Here is a 23,287-nt window from a genome sequence, read left to right on the forward strand (position 1 = left end):
CGGGTAGGTTTGACGTTACGACTTATGATAAACGAGTTAAGCCTAACCCTGCTCCGTCCGTTGGGCGCATAATCCCGTTTTCGAGTATAAAACCGCCCGAAACTACGTCCTCAGCTAAATCTAAACTGCCATCAAGGTCGAGGTAGCGGGTGTTCGGACAAGCAAAGGCTGCGTGAAGAGCTGCCGCAATACTCACTCGACTTTCGTCATTGCAGCCCCAAAACAAGGAGATGTTGGCGGGGCGGGCTATGGTGGCGATGTCGAGCGCGGCCTTGATACCTCCGCACTTCATCAATTTAATATTGTAAATGCCGAAAGACTGTGGCTGATGGGCCAGTTTCAGGGCCATCTCGGGTCCTTTCAGGGATTCGTCAGCGGTTAGCAAATGGCGGATTTCAGTGGGTAAAGATAGTAATTCACGTTCCAGGCCAACGGGTAATGGTTGTTCGATTAACTCCACATCGGCGGAGCGGGTTGCTGTTAGAAAACGTTGTAAATCAGCCAGCGAATACCCTTGGTTGGCATCAACGCGAATAGTCATCGAGTGGCCATAAACTTCCCGAAGCTTTATAATACGCTCGCAGTCTTCGGCGGCATCCAGCCCTGTTTTGACTTTTAGCACTCGAAATCCCAGACTATAATATCCAGCGGCTTCGGCCAGTGTGTCGGCTACGTTCATGATGCCAATGGTCACAGAGGTAGGCAACGAGCGAATTTTTTGCCCGTAAAACTGTACTATTGGAATACCCAGAAACTGCCCAAATGCATCATGCAGTGCAATATCCAGCGCGGCCAATGTGCCGGGCGCGTTCGGAAACTGCTGGTGAGCCTCATCAATGAGCGTATAAAAAAGCCGAATGTCACGCCCAACCAAGCCCGCTATCCACTCACTTTGCAGATTTTGGTGAGCCTGTTCCGGCGATTCGCCTACGACTTCGAGCGAGGGGTTTGCTGCCCCAAGACCCATAAGTCCATTCTCAAGTTCAACTTCCAGGAAGACATTTTCTACCTCCGAGGTCGTTTGGTAAGCAATGGTGTAAGGCTTGGTCAGAGCCAGATTCTGACGAAAGGCCCGAATCGATTTAATGCGCATGGGCCGGACTGATTAAAGACTGGATGATAGGTAAAATTGTGTCAACACCTTCCTGCAAAGGTAATAATACCGGAATGCCGAGCCGTTCCGTGTACTGTTTCTGATATGCAAATGCGTCATCCCGGCTGCACTCTTCCGTATTGAGGGCTACAGCGATAACGTCTGACCCATACGCCCGAATCAGCGCGATTTCTGACTCTATAGATGGAATTTCACCCCAGGCTGGGTCATGGTCATAATACACACGTTTGGGCGCATGAACAAGCACTACATGCCGGGCGTTGCCTGATACTAAGAATTCAGAGCCACAGGGCCCGCTGGGATTTCGGAGCGCGGCCTGACCTTCAATGAGTAACAGATCGGCTCCAGTTTCGCGCCAGCATGACACCAGTGCGTGTTCTAACTCGCCCGACACAAAATCGTTGAGTGTTGAATCAACAATGAAACCGTAATTTACACCTTGTAACCAACCGGTTTGGCCCGTATAAATCATCTGCGCGTTCAGGTTGTGTCGACCGCAGGCTTCCCGAATCAGGCGGGCGGTAGTGCGTTTGCCCAACGCGCAGTCGGTACCTATAACGGCAATAATTGGAGCGGTAATCGTCTTGACCTCCCCCGTCCAGAAATGTAATTCGTTACGGGGTTTTGGCTGGCGCACATCAATAAGTTGGCCGCTATGTAGGTTCGCCAGCGCGACTAATTCGGGTTTGTCATTCAGAAATTCATGGAGCCCATTGACGATTGAGAGCCCATTTTCGAGACCCTGTTTAATGTCGGTCAGCATAGTTGACGGCAAAATACCCCCGTTTGTGGCTATGGCAACAATGGCGTAAGAAACAGGCCCGGCCATTGCCATCGCCTGACTGACCGAGGCAAAAACCGGAATGTCCCGAAGGTGCCCATCAAGTACGACACCCGCATCCTGACCAGCGGTGGGTACATCGACCACACCAACAACGGTATACCGTTCTGTACCACGAATCAGGCCGTGTGCCGTTTTAGCAAAAGGCGTACTCAGCAAGCCATCGGTGAGAAGAATAGCTCGGTTATTCATCTGTTAATTATTCTAAATTTATTGATAAATGTATATCTTTATTCTTACTATTGAGTGATTTTGTTTGAATAAGGACGCAATTGCTAAAATGATAGAATATTTTTCTTTTTATGTATTCTTTTGGTTCTCTAAAAAGAATAGGATTCGCCTGTGTTATGCTTGATGATATCGATCTGCGTTTGCTGGCCCTGTTGCAGCAAAATGCCAAACTCACGATTAAAGACCTGGCCGAGCAACTGGGTATGACCACTACGCCCATCTTTGAGCGAATCAAACGGATGGAACGCGAAGGTGTTATTATGGCCTATGTGGCTCTGGTTAATCAGGAAAAAGTAGGTCGTCCATTAGTCGTGTTTTGCAACGTATCCATGCCGGATTATACACCCGACAATATTGCTGAATTTGAAAATCATATCCGTCAGATGCCCGATGTTCTGGAAGCGTATCATCTGGCCGGAACGATTGATTACCAATTAAAAGTGGTTATGCGCGACATCAAAGAATACGCCCATTTTCTGCAACAGATGGCTAAGTTGCCGATGGTACGTGTCTATAGCAGTGCCATTGCTCTATATGCCGTTAAACAGTCTACCATTATACCAACGCCTACCAAACCCGTTATACAATGATCTCTATGTTTCGCTACCTTCTGGTTTGTGCATTAATTGGGCAACTCGCTGTTCCAACACAGACGATTGGCCAGCCATTGACAGGTCGCCTGAAAACGCTCGACTCCGCTCTGACGCTGCTTCATGAGCGTGCTATGTTCAATGGTGTCGTGCTGGTAGCCGAACAGGGTAAAGTTCGCTACACAAAGGCACTTGGAACGGCTAACATAGCCACCAACGAACCCCTGACAACCAAGTCGGCGTTCAATTTGGCCTCTGTCTCAAAGCAGTTCATCGCTATGATGATCATGCAGTTGCAGGAACGGGGAAAGCTGCGGTACGATGAATTAGTGGGGACGTATCTGCCTGTTTTTCCGTATGATACCATCACCGTTCGCCATTTGCTGACGCATACATCGGGCCTACCCGAATATTTCGATCTGGCGCAACAATACACGGGGCCGCTCGATACGCTCACCAACGCCGGGATGCTTCACTTGCTTCATCAAGACAAACCGCCCCTGGTGTTTCGACCGGGCAGCCGTTGGGACTATTGCAACACGGGTTACGTACTGTTGGGGTCTATTATTGCTAAGCTGAGTGGCCTACCCGTCGAAACGTTTTTCGAACAAAATATTGCCCGTCCGCTCAAGCTGAAGAACACCTACATCTATTATTATAAGAGCAGTACAACGCCCCGCAATCGGGTGTACGGCTTCAATCGGGAGGACGGTAAAAACGTGCTTAACGACCTGATTCGGCTGGATGGCGTTATTGGCGATGGTAATGTTTACTCGTCTGCCGAAGATCTGCTGGTTTGGGATCAGGCTTTATATACGGAAAAGTTGGTTAAGGCTAGTACGTTACGCGAGGCTTTTACGCCGGTAAAACTCAGTTCCCGTAGCGACGAACCGGGCAAGACGTATCCGTATGGCTTTGGCTGGTTTATCGACGAGGGCGGAAAAGTGTTGAAACATACGGGTAGTTGGGCCGGTTTTCGGACGCTGATTGTTCGGTATATCGACAAAAAACAAACGTTGATCGTACTTACCAACGGGACAAATGCCGCTGGTCGGATGGCCGATGAAATTCTGTCCGGTAAACGTCCACAGCTACCCAAAACGCAGTTAATTACCAACATTCGGCTCATTGATGGAACGGGTGCAGCTTCCCGCAAGGCAGCCGTTCGGCTCCGAAACGATAGAGTCTGGGAAACGGGCGACCTGACTGCCTTCCCGAATGAACCGGTCACCGATGGGCGAGGACTTGCGCTGGCACCGGGTTTTATCGACAGTCACAGCCACCACGACTGGGCTTTGAAACCCGATGCAATTCCTGTGGTCAATCAGGGTATTACAACCATTGTCGTTGGACAGGATGGGGGCGGGGTACCTTTCGATACGTTACAAGTCCGGTTGAAACAGCAACCCGTTTCGGTGAATATGGCGAGTTACACGGGACATGCTATGTTACGCCAACAGGCGATGGGTATCAATGGGCTTTATCGGACGGCCAAACCCGATGAAGTCGCTCGGATGAAAACCCTTCTGCGTACTGAATTGCAAAATGGGTCACTGGGCTTATCGACGGGTCTTGAATACGAAGCCGCGTTTTTTTCTAACCGGGACGAGGTTATCCAACTGGCTCAGGTAGCCGCCGATTCGGGTGGGCGATATATCAGCCATATCCGCAGCGAAGACATGATGCTGGACGATGCGGTGGATGAGATAATCCAGATTGGACGCGTGACGAAAATGCCTGTCCAAATTTCACACCTGAAAATTGCCCTTCGCGACAAGTGGGGGCAGTCGGCACGATTGCTGGCGCAACTGGAAAAAGCCCGCGCTGAGGGTGTAAACATCACCGCTGACTGTTACCCGTATGATTACTGGATGTCTACCTTGCGGGTGCTGTTTCCGAAGCGTGATTACACCAACCCAGCCAGTGCCGAGTTCGCCGTGAATCAACTGTTCGATCCGGCGCAATCGGTGCTAGTGCGTTTTGCCGCCAACCCGACGTATGCCGGAAAAACCGTTGGTGACATAGCCAAACTACGGCAGGAGAAACCTGCTCAAACGCTGATGGGTTTAGTGGCCGAAGCGTCGGCGTTTTCCAAAAAGAACCCTGATGCCAGTGGTGTAGAAGGAATTATGGGAAAATCTATGGATGAGCCTGACGTAGCCAATTTTTTGACCTGGCCCCACACGAATATCTGTTCTGATGGCGCGAACGATGGGCACCCACGGGGATATGGCGCGTTTACGCGGGTGCTGGGTCGGTACGTGCGCGACCAGAAAATTATGCCGCTCGAAACGGCCATCTATAAAATGACGGGGCTGTCAGCCGAACATCTTGGGCTTAAAGGCCGGGGATTAATTGCGCCGGGTTACTACGCCGATCTGGTGTTGTTTAATCCTGATACGGTGCAGGATAACGCCCGCATTGGCGACAATCGCGCACTCTCAACGGGCATCGAAGCCGTATGGGTAGCGGGTCAATTGGTGTATCAAGGGCAGAAATCAACGGGGGCACATCCCGGCGTATTAATCCGTCGCTGATGTAGTTTAGTTACGTTTCGTCTGCCACCTGAACCACACAGAAAAGGTTACCATCAGGATCTTCCAACACAATAAAATCATCATCGGGACCATACCGCCACGGGTATCGGTTTGCCCCAATCCTGACTAATCTATCCACTTCTTCTTGCTGGTTATTCGTGTATAAATCAAGGTGTATCCTACTTCTTTTCCCTGAACGTTTATCCGGAACTTGATCTAATGATACATTGGGTCCTTTACCCTGTGGATCATGAAGAACAACCCAACCGCCACTCGCTGGTTTTCTGGGAACATAATGAAGTGTTTCCTGCCAGAAGGCCAGCATTTTCTCAAAGTCAAAACAACGGATAACAATCGAACCGATTTTCATTCGCTAACACATACATAAATTTTTATCGTATTGAAATTAGTTAAACGACTGCCTGAATTCAAGCGGTGAACTATTCGTTTTGTTTTTGAATAATTTACTAAACGATTGCGGGTATTCGAAGCCAAGTTGATACGCTATTTCGCTCACGGATAATGAGGTTGTGGTAATCAGTTCTTTGGCCTTCTCTATCAGTTTATTGTGTATATGCTGCTGGGTACTTTGCCCGGTAAGGGTTCGTAACATATCACTCAGATAATTTGGAGAAACATTTAATTTCTCGGCAATATAATGAACGGTGGGTAAGCCTAATTCCTGCACTTTCCCACTAATAAAATAATCTGAAAGCAGTTCTTCCAACTGTATCAAAAGGTCATTCGTCGAGTTTTTACGGGTTATGAATTGCCGATTATAAAACCGGTTGCAATAGTTGAGTAATAATTCGATATGTGAAATCATTACATCCTGGCTATAGCTGTCAATGGGTGAGTGGTATTCCTGTCCAACATTTTGCATAATGGACGTTATCATGGCTTCTTCTTTCTCAGACAGATGCAATGCTTCATTTACTGCGTACGAAAAATAGCCATAGTCTTTGATATTTTTGGCTAATGAATAATTTCGCATAAAATCTGGATGCACGACCAGCCACCAGCCGGAAAGCGACCTATCATCATCCGTTATGGTGGAAATCACCTGTCCGGGTGAGAAAAAGGTCATGATGCCTTCGTCGAAATCATAATAGTTCTGCCCATATTTCATTTTGCCTTTAAAATCTTTTTTAATGCAGATCGAATAAAAATTGTAGATCACACTTTGTAGACTTTCATCTAAATAACATTCTATTTCACTGAGATTAATAACGCTTACCAGCGGATGCTCTGGTTTGGGCAATGACAGTAAACGATGCAATTCGGAAATTGAATTGATTACGTAAGGCTCACTTATTGCTTTTTTCATTTGTGTAGATATAAAGCAAACAGGAAAGCTACCCGTATCGATAGTACCGATAACTTTTCTGTTTGCTTTGTTTACGTTTTATAAGCTAACCATAGCCATTCCGGCTGCGTCGTAGCGGTCGCCGGTAGAGATGCCTACCGGAATAATTGCTTCTAATTGAGCCAGCTCGTCCGTCGTTAAGGTTATGTCTGTTGAGGCAATATTCTCGGTCACATAATTAACGCGTTTGGTGCCGGGAATAGGCACAAATCCTTTAGAAATAATCCACGCAATAGCTAGTTGTGATGGGCTGATGTTTTTGGTATCAGCCAGCTTTTTGATGGCATTGACTAACTCAATGTTCTTGTAAAATTGTTCACCCTGAAAACGGGGTATGCTTCTTCTGAAATCATTTTCAGGAAAATCATCCGGGCTTTGAATAGCACCGGAAAGAAACCCTCTTCCCACCGGAGAATACGCGACAAAGCCGATTCCGAGTTCGTGAATGGTGTCTAAAATACCCTCTTCTTCCACACTCCGTTCAAAAAACGAATACTCTGTTTGTACCGCTGTCAATGGATAAGTCTGATGCGCTTTTTTAATGGTTGCCGATGAAACTTCTGACAGCCCTATATAGCCAACTTTTCCTTCTTTAACCAATTCTCCCATCGCCCCAACTGTTTCTTCAATTGGTGTATTTGGGTCTAATCGGTGCAAATAATAAAGGTCAATAAAATCGGTACCCAGGTTTTTTAACGACCGTTCCACCGCTTTTTTTACATAATCCCGTTTGCCGTTTATCTGCCAGGTCAATTGTTCGTTATCATCGATTTCATACCCAAATTTGGTAGCAATAATATAGCTGTCTCGATTTCCTTTTATTGCTTTCGCAATCAGCCTTTCGTTTTCTAAGGGACCGTACAAATCGGCTGTATCTAAAAAATTACCGCCCAATTCCAACGAACGATGAATGGTCGCAATGGATTCCGCTTCATCGGCTTTCCCATAAATATCCATCCCGGCAATCTTGGTCATGCCCATGCAGCCAAGTCCTATTGCCGGAACAATAAGTCCCTGACTTCCCAGTTCAATTTTTTTAATGCTGCTCATTCCTTGTTTTCTTTATTTGTGAGTTTTGTTTTGACAAGGCAAAGGTCAGTCCAATCGCAAGGAAAAAAGTAGCTGAATCTCTTATTGTTGTATCCAAAATGAGGCTGGTTATCCGCGAACGTTTCCAGCGTAATCACTTCTCTACAACGCTCAATTCCAGATGCGATGGCGACGTAACTGATCGGAAGATCGTATGGGTAGCCTTTTGATAATCGGTTTCTTTCGCGTCAAAAATATTCGGGACAAATTTCTGGGGATTCCGGTCAATGATGGGGAACCAGGTGCTTTGTAACTGCACCATCAGTTTGTGGCCTTTCTTGAAAACGTGATTAATCGTATGTAAATCAATGGTGTACGTTTCTGTTTTATTTGGCTGAATTGCTTCGGGTTTTTCGAAACTGTTGCGAAACCGGCCCCGAAATACATCGTTCGCAATCATCAGTTGGTAGCCGCCCATGGCTGGTTGCTTCGGGTAATGAGCCGGATATTCATCAATCAGTTTGACTACCCAGTCGGCATCACTACCGGTTGTGGCGGCAAAAAGTTTGGCCCAAACCTCGCCCGTTACCGTTATGTCTTCCTGTAAGACCTCCGTTTCCCAGGAAAGCACATCCGGCCGGTCATGCACAAACCGTTGATCTTCGGTGAGCCAGGTTCGCCAGCGGGAACCCGGTCCATAAGTCGCTTCAATGGGGCGGGTTCGGTACGGAATCGGCTGGGCCGGATCAGAAATGTACGCATCGGAGCCGAATGCAGCTTTGGGCGCGTTAAACGACAGTTTTCCGTTGGCCTGAAAATAAAGGTTACGCTTGGCTGCTTCTTTCGGAGGCCAGGTTTCGTAGCGTTTCCAGGTGTTGGAACCCGTTTGAAAAGTAACGGCTTCGGCAAAATTTCCTGACCCTTTGCCCTTCAGATAGTAGGCAAACCAGGGGGCCTGAATCTCTTTTCGGAACGTAACCGCCGTGGCCGTATCGAACTGAATATTGCCTAGCGTGCGACCATCAGACCTACCCCAGCCCCCGTGGTTCCAGGGACCAGCCACCAGGAAATTTTTATGCGACTGGTCCTGCTTTTCCCAGAGTTGATACGCTTTTAGTGGTCCGTAAAAATCTTCCTGATCCCACCAGCCTGCTACGTTCATAATGGGAATTTTCGGGCGATCAATGCGGGTAATCAGCGATTGTTTCTGCCAGAACGAGTCATAATTAGGGTGTTTCACAAAGTCGTTCCAGGAAGGAAGTTTGTCCTTGAAATACAGCTTGTTAACGTTCGAAAGAGACCCTAGTTTCAGATACCAGTCATAGGTGTCGTAATTCGGAAAAGGAAAGAGGGAATCCTGCTTGGTGGCTTCTTCCATGAAGGCGTACTCAAACCCGTAACTCAACCGAAACGCCCCGTTGTGGTGAAAGTCGTCGCCCAAAAACATATCCGAAGGTGACGCCTGCTCGGAAACGGTCATTAAAGCCGGGTGTGGATCAATGGCGCCCATCACACTGGTCCAGCCAGCGTACGAAATGCCGTACATGCCCACCTTCTTATTATTGTTGGGAATATTTGCCAGCAGCCAGTCGATGGTGTCATACGTATCGGTGCTTTCATCAATAGCCTTTGGGTCTTTTTTATTGCGGGTAAATCGCTGCATCTCAAAGGTGCCCTCCGATTTATAGCGTCCCCGAATGTCCTGATAAACAAAAATATACCCGTCGTCGGCCATGTCTTTCACATACGGAATATGGTCCGGGCTTTCGGTCTCACTGACGCCATAGGGTGTGCGCGTCAGCAAAAAAGGTAGCGGCTCCTTGCTAGTTTTGAGGGTATAAATCACCGTGTTAAGCCGGACGCCGTCGCGCATCGTAATTAATACGTCCCGGCGCTCGTACGGACTGGGCGTTTGGCCAATGGTTTGAAATGATAAAAGTAGAAATAGACTATTTAACCAGAGAAAAATGATTTTCATAGAGGAAAGTGTCTGTAAGTGAGGGGATAAAGATAGAAAACATAGCCACATCATTCGTATGAACCGTAGCATGGCTTTTTGGTAAGGCGCTAAATTTTTACTTTTGTCCTCCCGACTGGCATGGTGGTGTTAGGTTCTCAAGAAAACAGCACCTTGAATTCCGGAGGGAAATGACAAATCCAACCTTGTTAGTGGCGTTGAGTTCTTGTTAGTAGTGTTAGTGGTGTCGGGTTTAAGAACGGCTGCGGCCGGCCGACACCACTGAACACCACTAAGAGAACAACGTCTGAAATATTGAACCGCACAAATCCAACCCTATTTTGATTCCTGCTGTCGACGCTCTACTGAAAGACATCCGTAACAAACGGATTGCCCCCGTTTACCTCATTCATGGTGATGAGCCGTTTTACCTCGACCGTATTGCGGAGGAATTGGAAAAAGTGGCCGTACCAATCGCTGAAAGGGGTTTTAACCAATTTGTACTTTTTGGTAAGGATACCGATGCGGGTGCTGTACTGAATTATGCCCGCCGGTATCCGTTTATGGCCGAACGGCAGTTGGTACTTGTTAAAGAAGCCCAGCAAATGAGCGGCATCAATGACAAATCGACCCAAACCCTGTTTGAAGATTACGCGCTGAACCCATTAGCCAGTACAATTCTCATGTTGTGCTACGTAAAAGAAGAAGGGAAATCGGGTCTCGATGAGCGTAAGTCGTGGGTAAAAGCCTTTGCCGCTAAAGGTAAATTGCTGAGCATAAAGAAACTATACGATGCTAAAATTCCGGATTGGGTAGGGGAGTACTGCCGCGAACAGGGGGTGAAGATTAGTCCCAAAGCGTGCCAACTCCTAGCCGACCACATTGGTAACGACCTCAAACGGCTGGCGAGCGAGATCGACAAAATGCTGATTAACCTGCATGTCGGCGAAGAAATTTCGGCGGCAACAGTCGAACGATTTGTTGGTATCAGCAAGGAATACAACGTCTTTGAACTCCAGAAAGCCCTCGTTCAGCGCGATGTTATAAAGGCGAATCAAATAATCGATTACTTCGGTCGTAATCCGAAAGACAATCCGTTGGTGGTCATTCTGGCGCAGTTGTTTGGCTATTTTAGCAAAGTGATACTCGTTCAGGCATCCAAAGACCAGACTGACAAAGGACTGGCTCCGCTGTTGGGTGTCAATCCGTACTTTGTGAAAGATTACCTCACCGCTGCCCGCACATTTCCACTGTCCAAAGTAGCCGCCATTATTAATTCCATCCGTCGGGCCGACGCTCGTAGCAAAGGCATTGATGCCCCAACAATGAACGAAGGTGACATTCTGCGTGAACTGGTGTTTGAGGTGTTACATTAACTGAAACGTCTTGACCAATACAAAAAGCCACACCGACTATCGGTGTGGCTTTTTGTATGTCGGGAATACAGCGAATAGACTAAATTTTTGTTACTTCCAAATTTTTCTATCCGACAAAAAAGACTTGCCTTAGGTACTATCATTCCTTTTATCTAATATTGCAACGTTGTTGCATTAAGCGAAATTTGGGTTCAGGTACGTAACGATCGTAGGGTGACTGATGGGGGATGCAAAGAAAATAAGTTTGTTGATAGGTCTGTTGATGACTACGGCCTCGTGGAGTTGGGCACAATCAGATTCCTGTTCAACGGTGCTACAGGGCCGGATTATGGGTCAGGATACCCATGAGCCACTGATTGGCGCAACGGTTTACGTTCGGGAATTAAAGACGGGCGCAGTCACCGATTCTACTGGTGCTTTCCGTCTTACTCATTTATGTCCGGGGAAATATAGCCTTGATTATCAATTTATTGGCTATAAAACCAGTACACTATCAGTCATCGTTACTACTGATCTTCTTGTTACAGTAGCCCCGGTACAGTTGGTTCCAGACAATCAAACGTTGCAGGAAGTAGTCGTGACAGAACACCGTTCCGAAGCCCAGCAACTGCTTCAGACGCAGGTAAGTCTGTCGGGGGCCGCGCTCGATCAGACAAGAGGTCAATCGTTGGGCGAAAGTTTAAAAACACTGGCGGGTCTGTATTCCATTCAAACGGGGCCTAGCATTTCCAAGCCGGTTATTCACGGATTATACAGCAACCGCATTATCATTCTCAATAACGGCATTCGTCAGGAAGATCAGCAATGGGGTACCGAACACGCCCCACAAGTCGATCAGTTTCTGGCTTCCCGGCTGACCGTTATCAAAGGGGCTGCTAGTATTCGGTACGGCTCCGATGCCATTGGGGGCGTTATTCTGGTAGAGCCGAAAGCCATGCCAACTCAACCGGGCCTGGGGGGGGAGGCAAATATAGTTGGGGCGACAAACGGGGGTATGGGCGTGGTATCCGGTATGGTGGAAGGCGCTTTTAGTAAGAGATTAACGGGGCTTAGCTGGCGGTTGCAGGGAACGCTGAAACGGTCGGGGTATGTTAAAACGCCCAATTATTTTCTGGAAAATACCAGCTATCACGAGACCAATTTCTCGGGTGATTTGCATTACGATCACCGGAAATTTGGTGTAGAACTATTTTACAGCCAGTTCGATACTAAAATCGGGTTATTTACGGGGGCACAGGTTGGAAGCTTAGCCGATCTGTATACAGCCATCAGTCGGCCTGAACCGTTGGTGCAACCCAATTTCTCGTATTCGCTCGACCGGCCCTATCAGGCGGTAAAGCATAACTTGTTTAAGGCGCGGGCTCATCTTCGCTTCGAACGGGGAGGAACGCTGACGGCCACAGTTGCCCAACAGCAAAATACCCGTCAGGAGTACGACTACGTTTCATTTAGTGGGGTAACTACGCCGGAGTTGTCCCTCAAATTAGTTACCCAGACGGCTGATTTAGTTTGGGAACATGCGCCCATTAAAAATAAAAATGCTGGTGGCTCACACGCCGGTGTATGGTCAGGTAGTGCAGGATTCAACGGGATCACGCAGGGCAACGTACGGCAGTACCTGTTTTTGATTCCTAATTTCCGAAATTATGGCGCGGGCTTGTTCGCTATCGAACGCTATGCCGTTGGCCGCCTGACACTGGAAGGCGGCTTGCGGTATGATTTCCGATGGCTTCGGGCTTACTTCCTCGATGATGTATCGAAGCAAACTTACTACAAAACTCACAACTGGCAAAACGCCAATGGCTCGTTGGGAGCAGCTTACCAACTTCGGCCCGAATTAACTCTGACCGCTAATCTTAGTACAGCCTGGCGCGCGCCCAACGTGGCTGATTTATATTCGGATGGGCTGCACCAGAGCGCAGTCGCTTACGAACGGGGCAACCCAAATCTGCAACCTGAGCAGGCGTATAACAGTAACCTTGTGCTGGCCTACGCGGGCAAACGGCTGAGTGGCGAGATTGGCATATATAGCAATCGGATCGACAATTACATCTACCTGAAGCCCGATTCTGTGCCGGTTGTCCGGCAGCGGGGCGCATTTCCGTCATACACGTACACGCAGGTGCAGGCCATATTTCGGGGAATCGATGCGACGTTGACCTACAAACTCACGGATCAGCTAACGCTTACGACCAAGAACTCACTCTTGTTTGCTTACAATCGGACAGACCATGATTTTCTCGTATTCATTCCCCCAAATCGCTCCGACAATAGCCTGCGTTACGATTGGTTGCGGTGGGGGAAATTGTCGAAACTCTATGCGTCGCTGAATGCCCTTTATGTGTCCCGACAAAACCGCGCTCCCGCCGTGACAACCCGACAGGAAAATGGAGCGATCATTTTTACAGGCGATTTTTCGCCCCCTCCGCCCGCTTATTTTCTGCTGGGTGCCGAACTGGGTTTTGTCGCGCAGGTAAGCGGGCATCCGTTGAGCGTGATTTTGAGCGGTACCAATCTGGCTAACATCGCGTACCGGGATTACCTGAACCGCTTCCGATATTTCGCCAATGAACCTGGTCGAAACCTCAGTTTAAAGCTCCGCCTGCCTTTTGGCACAGGTAGTTAAGTCAGTTTCTATTTTCTTTACAACCACTTATATATCTATGATTCACGTCCTGAAAAAATCCTTCCTGCTGCTGATTCCAGTAGGACTGTTGCTGGGAAGCTGCAACAAAGACGAACAGACTGTCGCGCCAACCGACGATAACGAAGCCATCACAACGGCCACGCTAACCCTGACCAATAAGGCACTTCCGGGTGATATTGTGACAGCCACCGTCGAAAACCTGAACACTACCGCCGACTTTAGCAAGGCAACGCTGACGCTGACCGCCAATGCAACCTACTCGGGTGTCGTTTCGCTTCTCGACAAGACAAAGACGCCCACGCTCGACGCAACGGAAGAAATCAGAGAGAAGCTTAATGAACATCTATTCGTTTACACGCCCAGCACGGGCCTGAACCTGACGGTGACCAATACCGATAAAGATACAAATCCATCGCCGGGGCCGTATTCAGTTGGACTGACGTTTGAGGTGGTGACCAAAGCAGCCAGCACCGGAACCCTGAACGTGGTGTTGCGTCACCAGCCAAATGTGAAAAATGGGACAGCTGCCCCCGGCTCGTCGGATTTAGACACCAAGTTTCCGGTCGTTATTAAATAAACAGCCTGATTTAGTCAGTCATTGCGCGACCGAATTTAAGGCTACCCTGCCGGTGAGGAGGCAGGCATAATCGAACCCTAAAGAAATACAGGACATAATTCACCAGCCACCCGATTAACGTTAATTACCTGAAGACAAAAAACTGATTCGGTCTGAATCAGTTTTTTGTCTTCAGGAGCGAGCAAAATCGAATAGGCCCGTTCACTTCCCGTATAAGGATAAGCAAAAAAGACCTTTTGTCTTATCCTATTTGTTGTGTACTATCCTGTTTCACCTTCGTCGCAAACATAAAAGAGCCTGATGCGTTTATTGATAACCGGTATTCGTTTTCAACGTAACACGTATTTTATTTGTATGTGTTTATTTAAAAAGATAAACTATTTGTTTATTTTTGGTAGACTTTTCGATTATTGGTGGTAATTATCATGACAAAGAAATCATTATTGCCAGGTCCTTGGACATTAACGTTACTGATTGCTTTATGCCTTTTCTGGCTAACGATACGCTGGGTATGGGATCTGTTTGAATAAACTTACTATGTAATCCGTCGGGCTATCGGAAGGAAATAGTTGTTTCCTTCAACCTGTAAAAAGGACGATAGTTAGTAAACCTACAAAAAATGTCGGCCCTAAAAGGGCCGACATTTCTGATTTATCCACATATTTGAAATAGGATTTCGAAATATACCACTATTTAAGAAATAAACTTTGGTTTTAGCGAAAGGGACAGTATAATCCACTACATATCTCTTTAGGGTTTTCGCCAGTATTTGCTCCATTTACCTGTATGGCATTCTGGCAATTAATTGATCAACTAAGTACAAGAAAGTAAGCAGCGGGTTAGGCTACGCTAACTATATGGCCCCTGCAATTGAACCTATATCGTATATACTATTACTTTTTTCGTATTCAACAGATAATAGGTTGCTACCAGAGAAGTAAGAACTATCTTTGAGGTAGACACTACCAGAAATCATTTCATTTATTATTTCTGGTATATGATTTACTCATCTCAGTTTTCTGTTTTATAACGAGCCGATTGTAAAAGGTTCTGAAACGCGTAAGAAAGCGACAAGTAGCCCTTCAAAAATACCCTGCACTCATTGCTGACATGTTAGCCAATAGCGCTAAAAGCTTTGGTCAATAACTCTTTGTTAAGAGCAGTTATTCGCATTCGTAAAAAATCAAGTATCCGTTCGGTGCATGCACATAGTAGTGTGGCGAGAAATGCCTGGTTTATTGAATCCGTAACCTACTAATTACTTCACCGTATACATGATTCTTGACGAGAAAGCGATACCCGCTGTCAGCCGTTCTTTAAGCGAACGGCTACATTTAATCAGTCTCAACCTATCACCAGGATCGTATAGCCAGTTGCAGGACTGGATTATTAACGCAGCCCATCAGCGCGAATCCCGTACGGTTTGTTGCGCCAATGTCCACATGGTCATTGAGGCTAAGCAAAACCCAGCCATAGCCGAAGCCGTTAACAGTGCCGATTGGGTGACGCCCGACGGTGTACCACTGGTATGGGCGTTACGGGGTTTATACGGCCTCCGACAAGACCGTATTGCCGGTATGGACCTTGCAGTATCACTCCTGCAACGGGCCGCTGACGAAGGCATTTCCGTATTTTTCTATGGCTCAACTCCGCAGGTCCTGGAACGACTGAGCCAAACGTGCCTGGAACGCTTTCCTGCCCTACAGATAGCCGGTGTATTATCGCCCCCGTTTCGCAAGACTACCCCCGGCGAAGATAACACGATCAGTAAGCAAATCTCTGATTCGGGAGCCGGGTTGGTATTGGTTATATTAGGTTGCCCTAAACAGGAACTTTGGATGGCTCAAATGCGGGGGCGGATTCCAGCCGTTATGATCGGCCTAGGCGGTGCCCTCCTGGTGTTGGCGGGGTTTCAAACGCGCGCTCCCCTCTGGATGCAGCAGAACGGCTTGGAATGGCTTTTCAGACTGGCTCAGGAACCCCGGCGTTTATTCAAACGGTACGCCGTGACCAATAGTCTGTATATATGGTACGTAGGTGTACAGTGGATCACCCAACGCAGGTAACCAGATCAACCTATTCTGGATTCATAAAAAAATGGTCTAGAGTAGGTTGATTCAAATAATTTAATAAATTACTTCGCACTCTTTATTATATAGTTTATTTATCAAATCAATATGTTCTGCTAAATCGTATTTATTTTCAAAACGATCCTTTATTTTTCGAGCTGGATTACCTCCGTAAATTGAGTAGGCTTCCACATCTTTCGTTACAACAGAACCTGCCGCAATAATAGCACCTTCATGAATTGTAACTCCCTGCAAAATTGTAGAACCATAACCAATCCATACATCATTATCAATACGAGTAACTAATCCTTTACCTTTCCAGTTATAGTCTAGATCCCTAATAACAGAAGCAAGACGCATGGGTTTTCCGATTTGTTGAAAATGATGATCATAACGCCCTACTATTCCAACTTTATTGCCTATAATAACCTGGTTGCCTATAATGCAATCAGTTTCAATTAATGAATCTCGGCCAATATAAAAATCTTTACCTATAACGAGAGTTTCTTTTGCCCATAAACGTACTCTAGCTCCAGCATGAAAGCCAGAGCCAATTTTATATCTACGCCAGCTAGTCTTCATTAAAAATAAAATCCTTAACCTTTTAATATAATAGAGCATGATTATCATCTAAATAAACTTAAATATTTGTTTAAAGATGCCTTCTACTTTAGAAATAATCCTCGCTCTTATTCCCATTTTTTTCTTAAATTGATTTTGATAAAATGTATTGGGATGAATTTCATCAGGAAATATAAATTGCTTTCTATACTCACTATCCATTAATGGCTGATACCTCTTTGATGAGCCTGTATTATGTGTAGCATCTTTGTCAAAACCATTATTATAAACCTTAGATAGTGTTGGATAAACCGTTAGCCCATGAATTTTGAGTTGGTGATAAAACCATCTAATGGCCCATGAATCAAGTTTACCTGTCATCTGCTTTTTCAACATTTTATTTAAATCAGAACCGCCTTTTGCAAAATCTTTTCGAGCAGTTTTGCTTTTACAAAAATCCGGGTATTCCTCTACTAACCAATCTACCTTGTTCCAACGATCTTTCCATGTGGACCATCCCCAAGACCATCCTCTGTTCAAAAAATAAGCATCACTTTCATTATCTGGCATTTTTTTCAAATTGAACGAATAACCTGATACAGAAAAAACATGTTGAACATATTCATAAGTATCTAAAGAGCTGTTCATATAAGAAAGAAAATTAGGCGTAGTCTTTAAGTCATCCTCTAAAACTATTACTTTCTCATACTGCTTAATTATTTGAGTTACCCCATCAATAATAGAATTAGCAAGGCCCTTATTGCTTACTGCCTCGTAAATAGTAACACGTTTAAATCCATTGATGGTAGACAAATAAGCTCTTACTTTCTTAATGATATCTATATCGTAATCTGTTTTTGCGGCATCTGAAAAGATAAATAACTCACTTTCACTAGCTAAATAGTTTTGTTGTAAGGCATAAATCGTTTGTTTCAACGTATCCAAACGTTTATACGTAAAAAGTAGGATTGGCGCTAATTCAGACATGATGCTGGATAATGATTTTGTACGATATTGTCAATCTTATTATCCCAAGTTTGTTGTACCGCGAAATCATAAGCTGACTTGCTCTTCTGTGCAACTAGTTCGGGATTATTATAAAGAGTTAAAATAGCCTCCTTTAATCCAGCAATAGCCGTTTCCGGGTCGGGACATTCGCAACGAATTCCTGTTAGATCATTAACAATAATAGCTTGGCCATGAAGATTCAGTGTTACAGCAGGCATATTATAAGCCATTGCCTCAATTAATTGGGCTGGGCAAGAATCCCGCAAAGAAGCAATAATGAAAACGTCATGGGATGCGTAAAAACCCTTAACTGCTTCATATTCGACTCTACCCTTCCAATCCACTGTTTTTTCTAGACCGTATTCTACTATTTTATTCAAAAAGGAGTCTTTCATTTCTCCATCACCCACGACCGTTAATGTAATTCCAGGATATTCTTTAAGTTTATCCAAGACATCCAGTATCAATAAAATACCCTTTCTGGGCATAAAACGTCCTACCCATAATAGCTTTAACCTTCCCGGCGTAGTCTGTTTAATAATAGGATTAACCGGAAAGAAGCTATCAGCTAAGGCGGCATCCAAAGTAGTTATGACATTTTTTACACCCAATGACTGGACCATTCTCTCCGTATCGGGATTAGAAACTAAAACAGCATGAGCTTTTATAAGCATATTTTTACAAGCTGGATTATACTTCAACATCCATCTGGTTATTTTTTCTCTCTTTTCTTCTGAAGTCCAGTCATTTATGAAATAGTGTTTGAAAGCTTTGGGTGCTATTTGACCCCCTCCGGCAGGGCCAAAAATAAAGGGAATCCCTAGTTTATACATATAAGACCCCATTTGTGTACTGCCCCATGTTACATGATGAGCTAAGGTAAAGCCAACTTTTTTGTGAAGATGGCTTGCCTTTCTATAAGCAAACCATTGCCAAAGAATATAGTACAAGTACATACCAGCTTTAGAAGCGAAATAAAGGTTTTCACCTCCTAACGGCAAAGTGACATAATGAAAGATCAGATTATCTGATTTAAGAGTCTTTTCAATATCCTCTTTACCAGTAATACGAGTGAAGCAATGTACTTCATATCCCTTTTTAGCCAGACCGATAGCCCAATTCCATCCATTTCCAGGTTCCGAACCCTTCGTTGGGTCACATGCAAAGGCCGAAAGAGCAAGTTTTTTCATATAGTATCAATATTTTTTTTCCACTTTTGAATAGTGTTGATGTAAATTTTATTTAAAGCAAACTGCACAATTGGTAAAAGTCCTTCTAATGTTCTGAATAAACCTACCATTTTTATTGAAAAGAATAGTGGGTGTGAAGTGCTACCTGACATTTTTCTTAATTCTTTTATAGATAGGTTTAACACTACAGACATATTAGATTTTAAAAAAGGAATTCCATGATTAGATGTTTTAAAGCTAATTTTATTAATGGCAGCGCCATTTATATGGCTGTATTGTACTTTATCCCAATCACTATTGCATGATTGAAAATAATAGATTGAGCTAGGCTTTAGTATAAAATTAAATGTATCATAATAAGGCAAAAGTATACTGTTAGATTTATTTCGATATAAAATAGGATTAACAATTTGAGAATCAGATTTATTTGACAATGATAAAATTTCAAACTGACCGTTAAATGTGTAAATACGCTCTGCATCTAATAGTTGCCCCAATATTACTGAAATGAAGCCTCCAGCAGAACTCCCTACAAGTATAAGTTTATACCCTATAGATTCAGATCGAATAAACTCAGCCATTTCCATTGGACTATTTAATGTATTATTTACGCCAGTCAAGTACCATTGTTTCTTTATATCTCTAAAGAATATATGCTTATGTCCATAATTTATCCTATTGCCATACCATTCAAATCGATTCTTTTTTACAATAGTTTCAGAAAAAGCTATGTCACTATTAGGGTAATACAAGTCATTGCTACTAAAATAAATAATGCAATATTCATTAGTCGAGGATTCATCATATTCAATTAAATAGTTTGGATTATCTCTATAGTGATCATTAACAATTAATGAATCAGCTTGGAAAATAGTTAATTCTTTTACTTCCATAACGAAGGAATTAATAAACGTAAATGAATTGTCATATAATGTTTTACAGCTTGTTTAAGACTATAATGATTATTTTCAAAAATAAAAAAATACTTTGGGTGGCTATATCCTAAAGGTGAGTACAGCGATTTACACCTTTCTATAAAAGGCGTACTGCTGTAACACCACTTGGGAAGTAGATTATTGCCTTCACAGTGACCAATGTAAGTACGTGTAGTAATAAGGTCAAATCCATGCTTCATAGCTCTTAAACCGTACTCATAATCACCAATAGCATGTGGATATATAGGGTCTAATAGGCCAACGGTAGCACATATCTCTTTATTGATTAAAACGCAATTCCCATTTATTGTATAACACGACTGAATCTTGCCGTTTGGAATTAATGCTTTTCCATCTATGGTCTTTCCTCCATAAGTGAACGTACTGTCTACAGATGAACAAAATGCACCACAAACGATTGCTTTGCTATTTTGTTCTTTTTCACACGATAACATTTCACCAATAGCTTGATGTGACAATATAGTATCATCATTAAGCCATAAATAAAAATCGTAATTCTTTGTATTTTTAGCTGTAGTCCAGGCCAAATACATGCCTCTATTCCAAAATAAAGAACCTGTACCTACTATAATATTTACTTGAGGATATTTTTCGCTGATTTCTGTACTTGTTCCATCCGTACAGCCATCATCTACCAAAAAAACATCAAAATTATGATCAATTGGTATGATACAATTATATAAATACCTTAAACAGGCAATAGTTTTATCTTTACGATTATAGCAAGTGAGAAGTATTGCTATTCTTTTCATAATTATTTACTTTAAACATTTGTATCAGTTAATGTTTATTTTCGAATCAAAGCATTATTTGTTGAATCGATAATACTGGAATTTTTCCCGTGTGAATAATCCTTTGTTTGAAAATACTATTATCGTAATATTTAAATGTATTAGAGCATAATAAAAAAATGATCCAAGGAGGTGATCCTGCCAGTGAATTATTAAATGAACCTACCAAGATAAATGACAGTAATATAATTGCCCTTTGTTCTAAGGAATATGCTTTAACGTGTTTTTTAATCAAGTTGTACAAGGATATCATTAATAATATACCCATAATGAATCCGTATTTAACGATTATAACTATATAGGAATTCTCTATGCCAGCGGCCCCCAGCTTATTTGTTACAATCATGTAGTTGCTTGAATTTCCTATCCATAAGTCTTGGGAAGAAATAAAGTTAAATGCATTTAATACATCTAACCTTGATTGGGCACTTCCATCCATTATCTTATCTTGATTTACTATCCTTCCTCCTAAACTAGTATTGAATATCAGGTAAATAGCCCCTAGTAAAAATGTGATGCTCACCAATAATGAAAATAATTTTAATATAGGGCTTTTCTTGTTTTTCTTAATAAATGTGTATAAATATAGTAAACCTAATAAACTCCAGATCAGAATAGCACCACGTGCATTAAAGCATAATAAAGTAATAAAGCCCGTTGCCAAACAAATTATTTTGAACAATGAGTTAAATTTACTAGTTATAATAAATCCTAAAATAGTTGATACGGCAACTGCATTTGTTAGAGGATTTCCTAAAAAAGCAGAGCTTCTAAACATCCAACTCTCATTATTTGAAGATATTATATTGTTGGGTTCTTCATAAGGGAATATGATAATTTCAAATATTCTTTCATAAATGGCTAGAATGCATTCTGAAAAAAAGAAAATGATTATCAATTTACACAGAACATTAATAGTATTAGTATTCTGAAATTTTATTAACATAGATACTATTAGAGGGGTAATTATAAAGAAAATAACGTTTTGTACTGATATATAATCTGTCAGTATTATTTTTACTAAGATAATCAATGTGCATATTAGTAGGACTACATATTCCTCTTTAAAAAAGGGGTTTAGTAAAAATGATCTATTAGAAAAAGTTTTTAAAAAAAATAAAATAATTAATATTCCAGAAGAGGCTAGTCCTACTTGTTGAATTCCAACGTAATATGCTGTACTTGTAGTTAAGAATAAGTACAAAAATGTTCCAATATACAGTATAAGATGTTTCATTATGTATTTAATAAATACCAATATGTTATTTGTTGATTTCAATGTTCTTCTATAGCTTATCCTTATAGAAGACCGTTTTTTAATTTTACATTTTTTTAATAAAAATTAATTATTTCATGACTGAGAAGCTTTAATTGAGTTTCTATAACAGTCCATCATTTTACTTGTGGATTTTTCCCATGTATATAATGCAACTCGTTCATGCCCTTTTTTTCTGAGATAATCTGAATATTCTTTATCATAAATTACTTTTTTTACTGCATCCGAAATGGACTTTTCATCTTTTGGATCAAAATAACATGCCGCATCCCCTGCTATCTCAGGAAAACATGAGGTATTACTTATAACCGCTGGGCAACTGTTACCAAATGACTCAAGGATTGGAATGCCAAACCCTTCATAAAGAGAAGGGAATACAAAGGCTTGTGCATGCTTATAAAGAGAATATAAGTCACTATCACTCACATACTCTGCCATTACTCTGTTAGCAATATTTAGGTTAGATAAGTATGAAACTTCTTCATTATTAAGTGGAGCTCCTGCACAGAATACTGTCAACGTCTTGTCTTCTTTCAAAATTGGTATTAACGCTTTAATAAATGAATAAAAATTTTTATAAGATGCTCTTTGGCCTACAAACAATATATACCTTCCCCATCTATTATGTGCATATTTAAGTTTTGACTTGGTAAAGCCATGATAAACTATATCAACTTTATACTCAATTTCATTACCATAGATATTTATTAATTCCTTTTTTGTATTTTCACTGACTGTAATTATTCGGCTGGCTCTTTCAATTAGTATTGCTCTATTATGTATTCGTTTTTCATTATTTAGATAGTTTTCAGGAATCAGATCATGTATGGTTATTATAAATGGTTTTTTAATAAAATTTAGAAAATAGCAATTTTCGCCAGTTACATGCATCAAATCAAAATTATTTTCTTTAATTATTGATAAACTATAGTTAAGTTCAATAGCATTATTAAGGTGAGACTTTCCTTTGAAATTAATTCCTGGAAGAAACTCTTTTAAATCAGGTTTTAGAACTTTTAAATATATGTTTGTAGATTTCTTCGTTCCAAAATATACTGAATTTTCCAGTGAAGCTAAAGTAGCAATTTCACAAAAGGCTCGAGATGCTCCTGAAACTTTATTCGTAAATACTTGGTAATCATAGAATATTTTCATAATTATATTGAAAAAG

General features: G+C 42.9%; 18 protein-coding genes and 1 pseudogene. 6 read left to right on the forward strand and 13 right to left on the reverse strand.

Annotated elements, in window-relative coordinates:
- Positions 1-22 precede the first annotated feature (22 nt).
- Both ACFS25_RS10105 and ACFS25_RS10110 read right to left on the reverse strand, forming a co-directional pair.
- Positions 23-1,093 carry a mandelate racemase/muconate lactonizing enzyme family protein gene (locus ACFS25_RS10105; RefSeq protein WP_381499503.1) on the reverse strand — a complete coding sequence of 357 codons (1,071 nt, stop codon included), beginning with the start codon at positions 1,091-1,093 and terminating at the stop codon, positions 23-25.
- Complete coding sequence (locus ACFS25_RS10110) at positions 1,083-2,147, reverse strand: DUF1611 domain-containing protein (RefSeq protein ID WP_381499506.1); 1,065 nt, start codon at positions 2,145-2,147, stop codon at positions 1,083-1,085. The genes ACFS25_RS10105 and ACFS25_RS10110 overlap by 11 nt, the downstream gene beginning before the upstream one ends.
- Before the next feature lie 155 nt (positions 2,148-2,302).
- Between ACFS25_RS10110 and ACFS25_RS10115 the strand changes: the two genes are divergently transcribed.
- A complete protein-coding gene (locus tag ACFS25_RS10115; RefSeq protein ID WP_381499509.1) occupies positions 2,303-2,776 on the forward strand; it encodes an Lrp/AsnC family transcriptional regulator in 474 nt (157 codons plus the stop codon).
- A 5-nt stretch (positions 2,777-2,781) separates the two neighbouring features.
- On the forward strand, positions 2,782-5,313 hold the full coding sequence (locus ACFS25_RS10120) for a serine hydrolase (protein ID WP_381499512.1): 2,532 nt from the start codon (positions 2,782-2,784) through the stop codon (positions 5,311-5,313).
- 10 nt (positions 5,314-5,323) lie between these two features.
- On the opposite strand, the gene ACFS25_RS10125 is transcribed toward ACFS25_RS10120, so the two are convergent.
- The 4 genes from ACFS25_RS10125 to ACFS25_RS10140 form a co-directional block, all read right to left on the reverse strand.
- On the reverse strand, positions 5,324-5,683 hold the full coding sequence (locus ACFS25_RS10125; protein WP_381499514.1) for a VOC family protein: 360 nt from the start codon (positions 5,681-5,683) through the stop codon (positions 5,324-5,326).
- A 36-nt stretch (positions 5,684-5,719) separates the two neighbouring features.
- On the reverse strand, positions 5,720-6,640 hold the full coding sequence (locus tag ACFS25_RS10130) for a helix-turn-helix domain-containing protein (RefSeq protein ID WP_381499517.1): 921 nt from the start codon (positions 6,638-6,640) through the stop codon (positions 5,720-5,722).
- Between the two features lie 78 nt (positions 6,641-6,718).
- Complete coding sequence (locus tag ACFS25_RS10135) at positions 6,719-7,729, reverse strand: aldo/keto reductase (protein WP_381499520.1); 1,011 nt, start codon at positions 7,727-7,729, stop codon at positions 6,719-6,721.
- Positions 7,730-7,862: 133 nt separating this feature from the next.
- On the reverse strand, positions 7,863-9,686 hold the full coding sequence (locus ACFS25_RS10140) for a CocE/NonD family hydrolase (RefSeq protein WP_381499522.1): 1,824 nt from the start codon (positions 9,684-9,686) through the stop codon (positions 7,863-7,865).
- A 320-nt stretch (positions 9,687-10,006) separates the two neighbouring features.
- Here ACFS25_RS10140 and holA point away from each other — a divergent pair, with 320 nt between their 5' ends.
- From holA to ACFS25_RS10160, 4 genes are all read left to right on the forward strand, one after another.
- Complete coding sequence (gene holA / locus ACFS25_RS10145) at positions 10,007-11,041, forward strand: DNA polymerase III subunit delta (RefSeq protein WP_381499525.1); 1,035 nt, start codon at positions 10,007-10,009, stop codon at positions 11,039-11,041.
- A gap of 262 nt (positions 11,042-11,303) precedes the next feature.
- Positions 11,304-13,667: a TonB-dependent receptor gene (locus tag ACFS25_RS10150; protein ID WP_381499526.1), complete on the forward strand. Its 2,364-nt coding sequence runs from the start codon at positions 11,304-11,306 to the stop codon at positions 13,665-13,667.
- A gap of 37 nt (positions 13,668-13,704) precedes the next feature.
- Positions 13,705-14,265 (forward strand): hypothetical protein, encoded by a 561-nt coding sequence (locus ACFS25_RS10155; RefSeq protein WP_381499529.1) that lies wholly within the window; start codon positions 13,705-13,707, stop codon positions 14,263-14,265.
- Between the two features lie 1,274 nt (positions 14,266-15,539).
- Positions 15,540-16,331, forward strand: coding sequence for a WecB/TagA/CpsF family glycosyltransferase (locus tag ACFS25_RS10160; protein ID WP_381499532.1), 792 nt, complete (start codon positions 15,540-15,542; stop codon positions 16,329-16,331).
- Positions 16,332-16,469: 138 nt separating this feature from the next.
- Here the strand turns inward: ACFS25_RS10160 and ACFS25_RS10165 are convergent.
- The 7 genes and pseudogenes from ACFS25_RS10165 to ACFS25_RS10195 all read right to left on the reverse strand — a co-directional run.
- Positions 16,470-16,628, reverse strand: a pseudogene (locus tag ACFS25_RS10165) (acyltransferase); the annotation flags it as partial.
- 336 nt (positions 16,629-16,964) lie between these two features.
- On the reverse strand, positions 16,965-17,882 hold the full coding sequence (locus tag ACFS25_RS10170) for a glycosyltransferase family protein (protein ID WP_381499535.1): 918 nt from the start codon (positions 17,880-17,882) through the stop codon (positions 16,965-16,967).
- A complete protein-coding gene (locus tag ACFS25_RS10175) occupies positions 17,870-19,093 on the reverse strand; it encodes a glycosyltransferase family 4 protein (protein WP_381499537.1) in 1,224 nt (407 codons plus the stop codon). Before ACFS25_RS10175 ends, ACFS25_RS10170 begins: the two co-directional genes overlap by 13 nt.
- The gene (locus ACFS25_RS10180; RefSeq protein WP_381499540.1) at positions 19,090-19,986 is read right to left on the reverse strand and encodes a hypothetical protein; all 897 of its coding nucleotides are present in this window, start codon (positions 19,984-19,986) and stop codon (positions 19,090-19,092) included. Before ACFS25_RS10180 ends, ACFS25_RS10175 begins: the two co-directional genes overlap by 4 nt.
- The gene (locus tag ACFS25_RS10185) at positions 19,977-20,801 is read right to left on the reverse strand and encodes a glycosyltransferase family 2 protein (RefSeq protein WP_381499543.1); all 825 of its coding nucleotides are present in this window, start codon (positions 20,799-20,801) and stop codon (positions 19,977-19,979) included. The genes ACFS25_RS10180 and ACFS25_RS10185 overlap by 10 nt, the downstream gene beginning before the upstream one ends.
- 46 nt (positions 20,802-20,847) lie before the next feature.
- Positions 20,848-22,077, reverse strand: a complete 1,230-nt coding sequence (locus ACFS25_RS10190) for a hypothetical protein (protein ID WP_381499546.1) — start codon at positions 22,075-22,077, stop codon at positions 20,848-20,850.
- Positions 22,078-22,191: 114 nt separating this feature from the next.
- The gene (locus tag ACFS25_RS10195) at positions 22,192-23,271 is read right to left on the reverse strand and encodes a glycosyltransferase family 4 protein (protein ID WP_381499548.1); all 1,080 of its coding nucleotides are present in this window, start codon (positions 23,269-23,271) and stop codon (positions 22,192-22,194) included.
- Between the last annotated feature and the right edge of the window lie 16 nt (positions 23,272-23,287).

The sequence above is a fragment of the Spirosoma flavum genome, assembly GCF_042686045.1.
GTDB lineage: Bacteria > Bacteroidota > Bacteroidia > Cytophagales > Spirosomataceae > Spirosoma > Spirosoma flavum.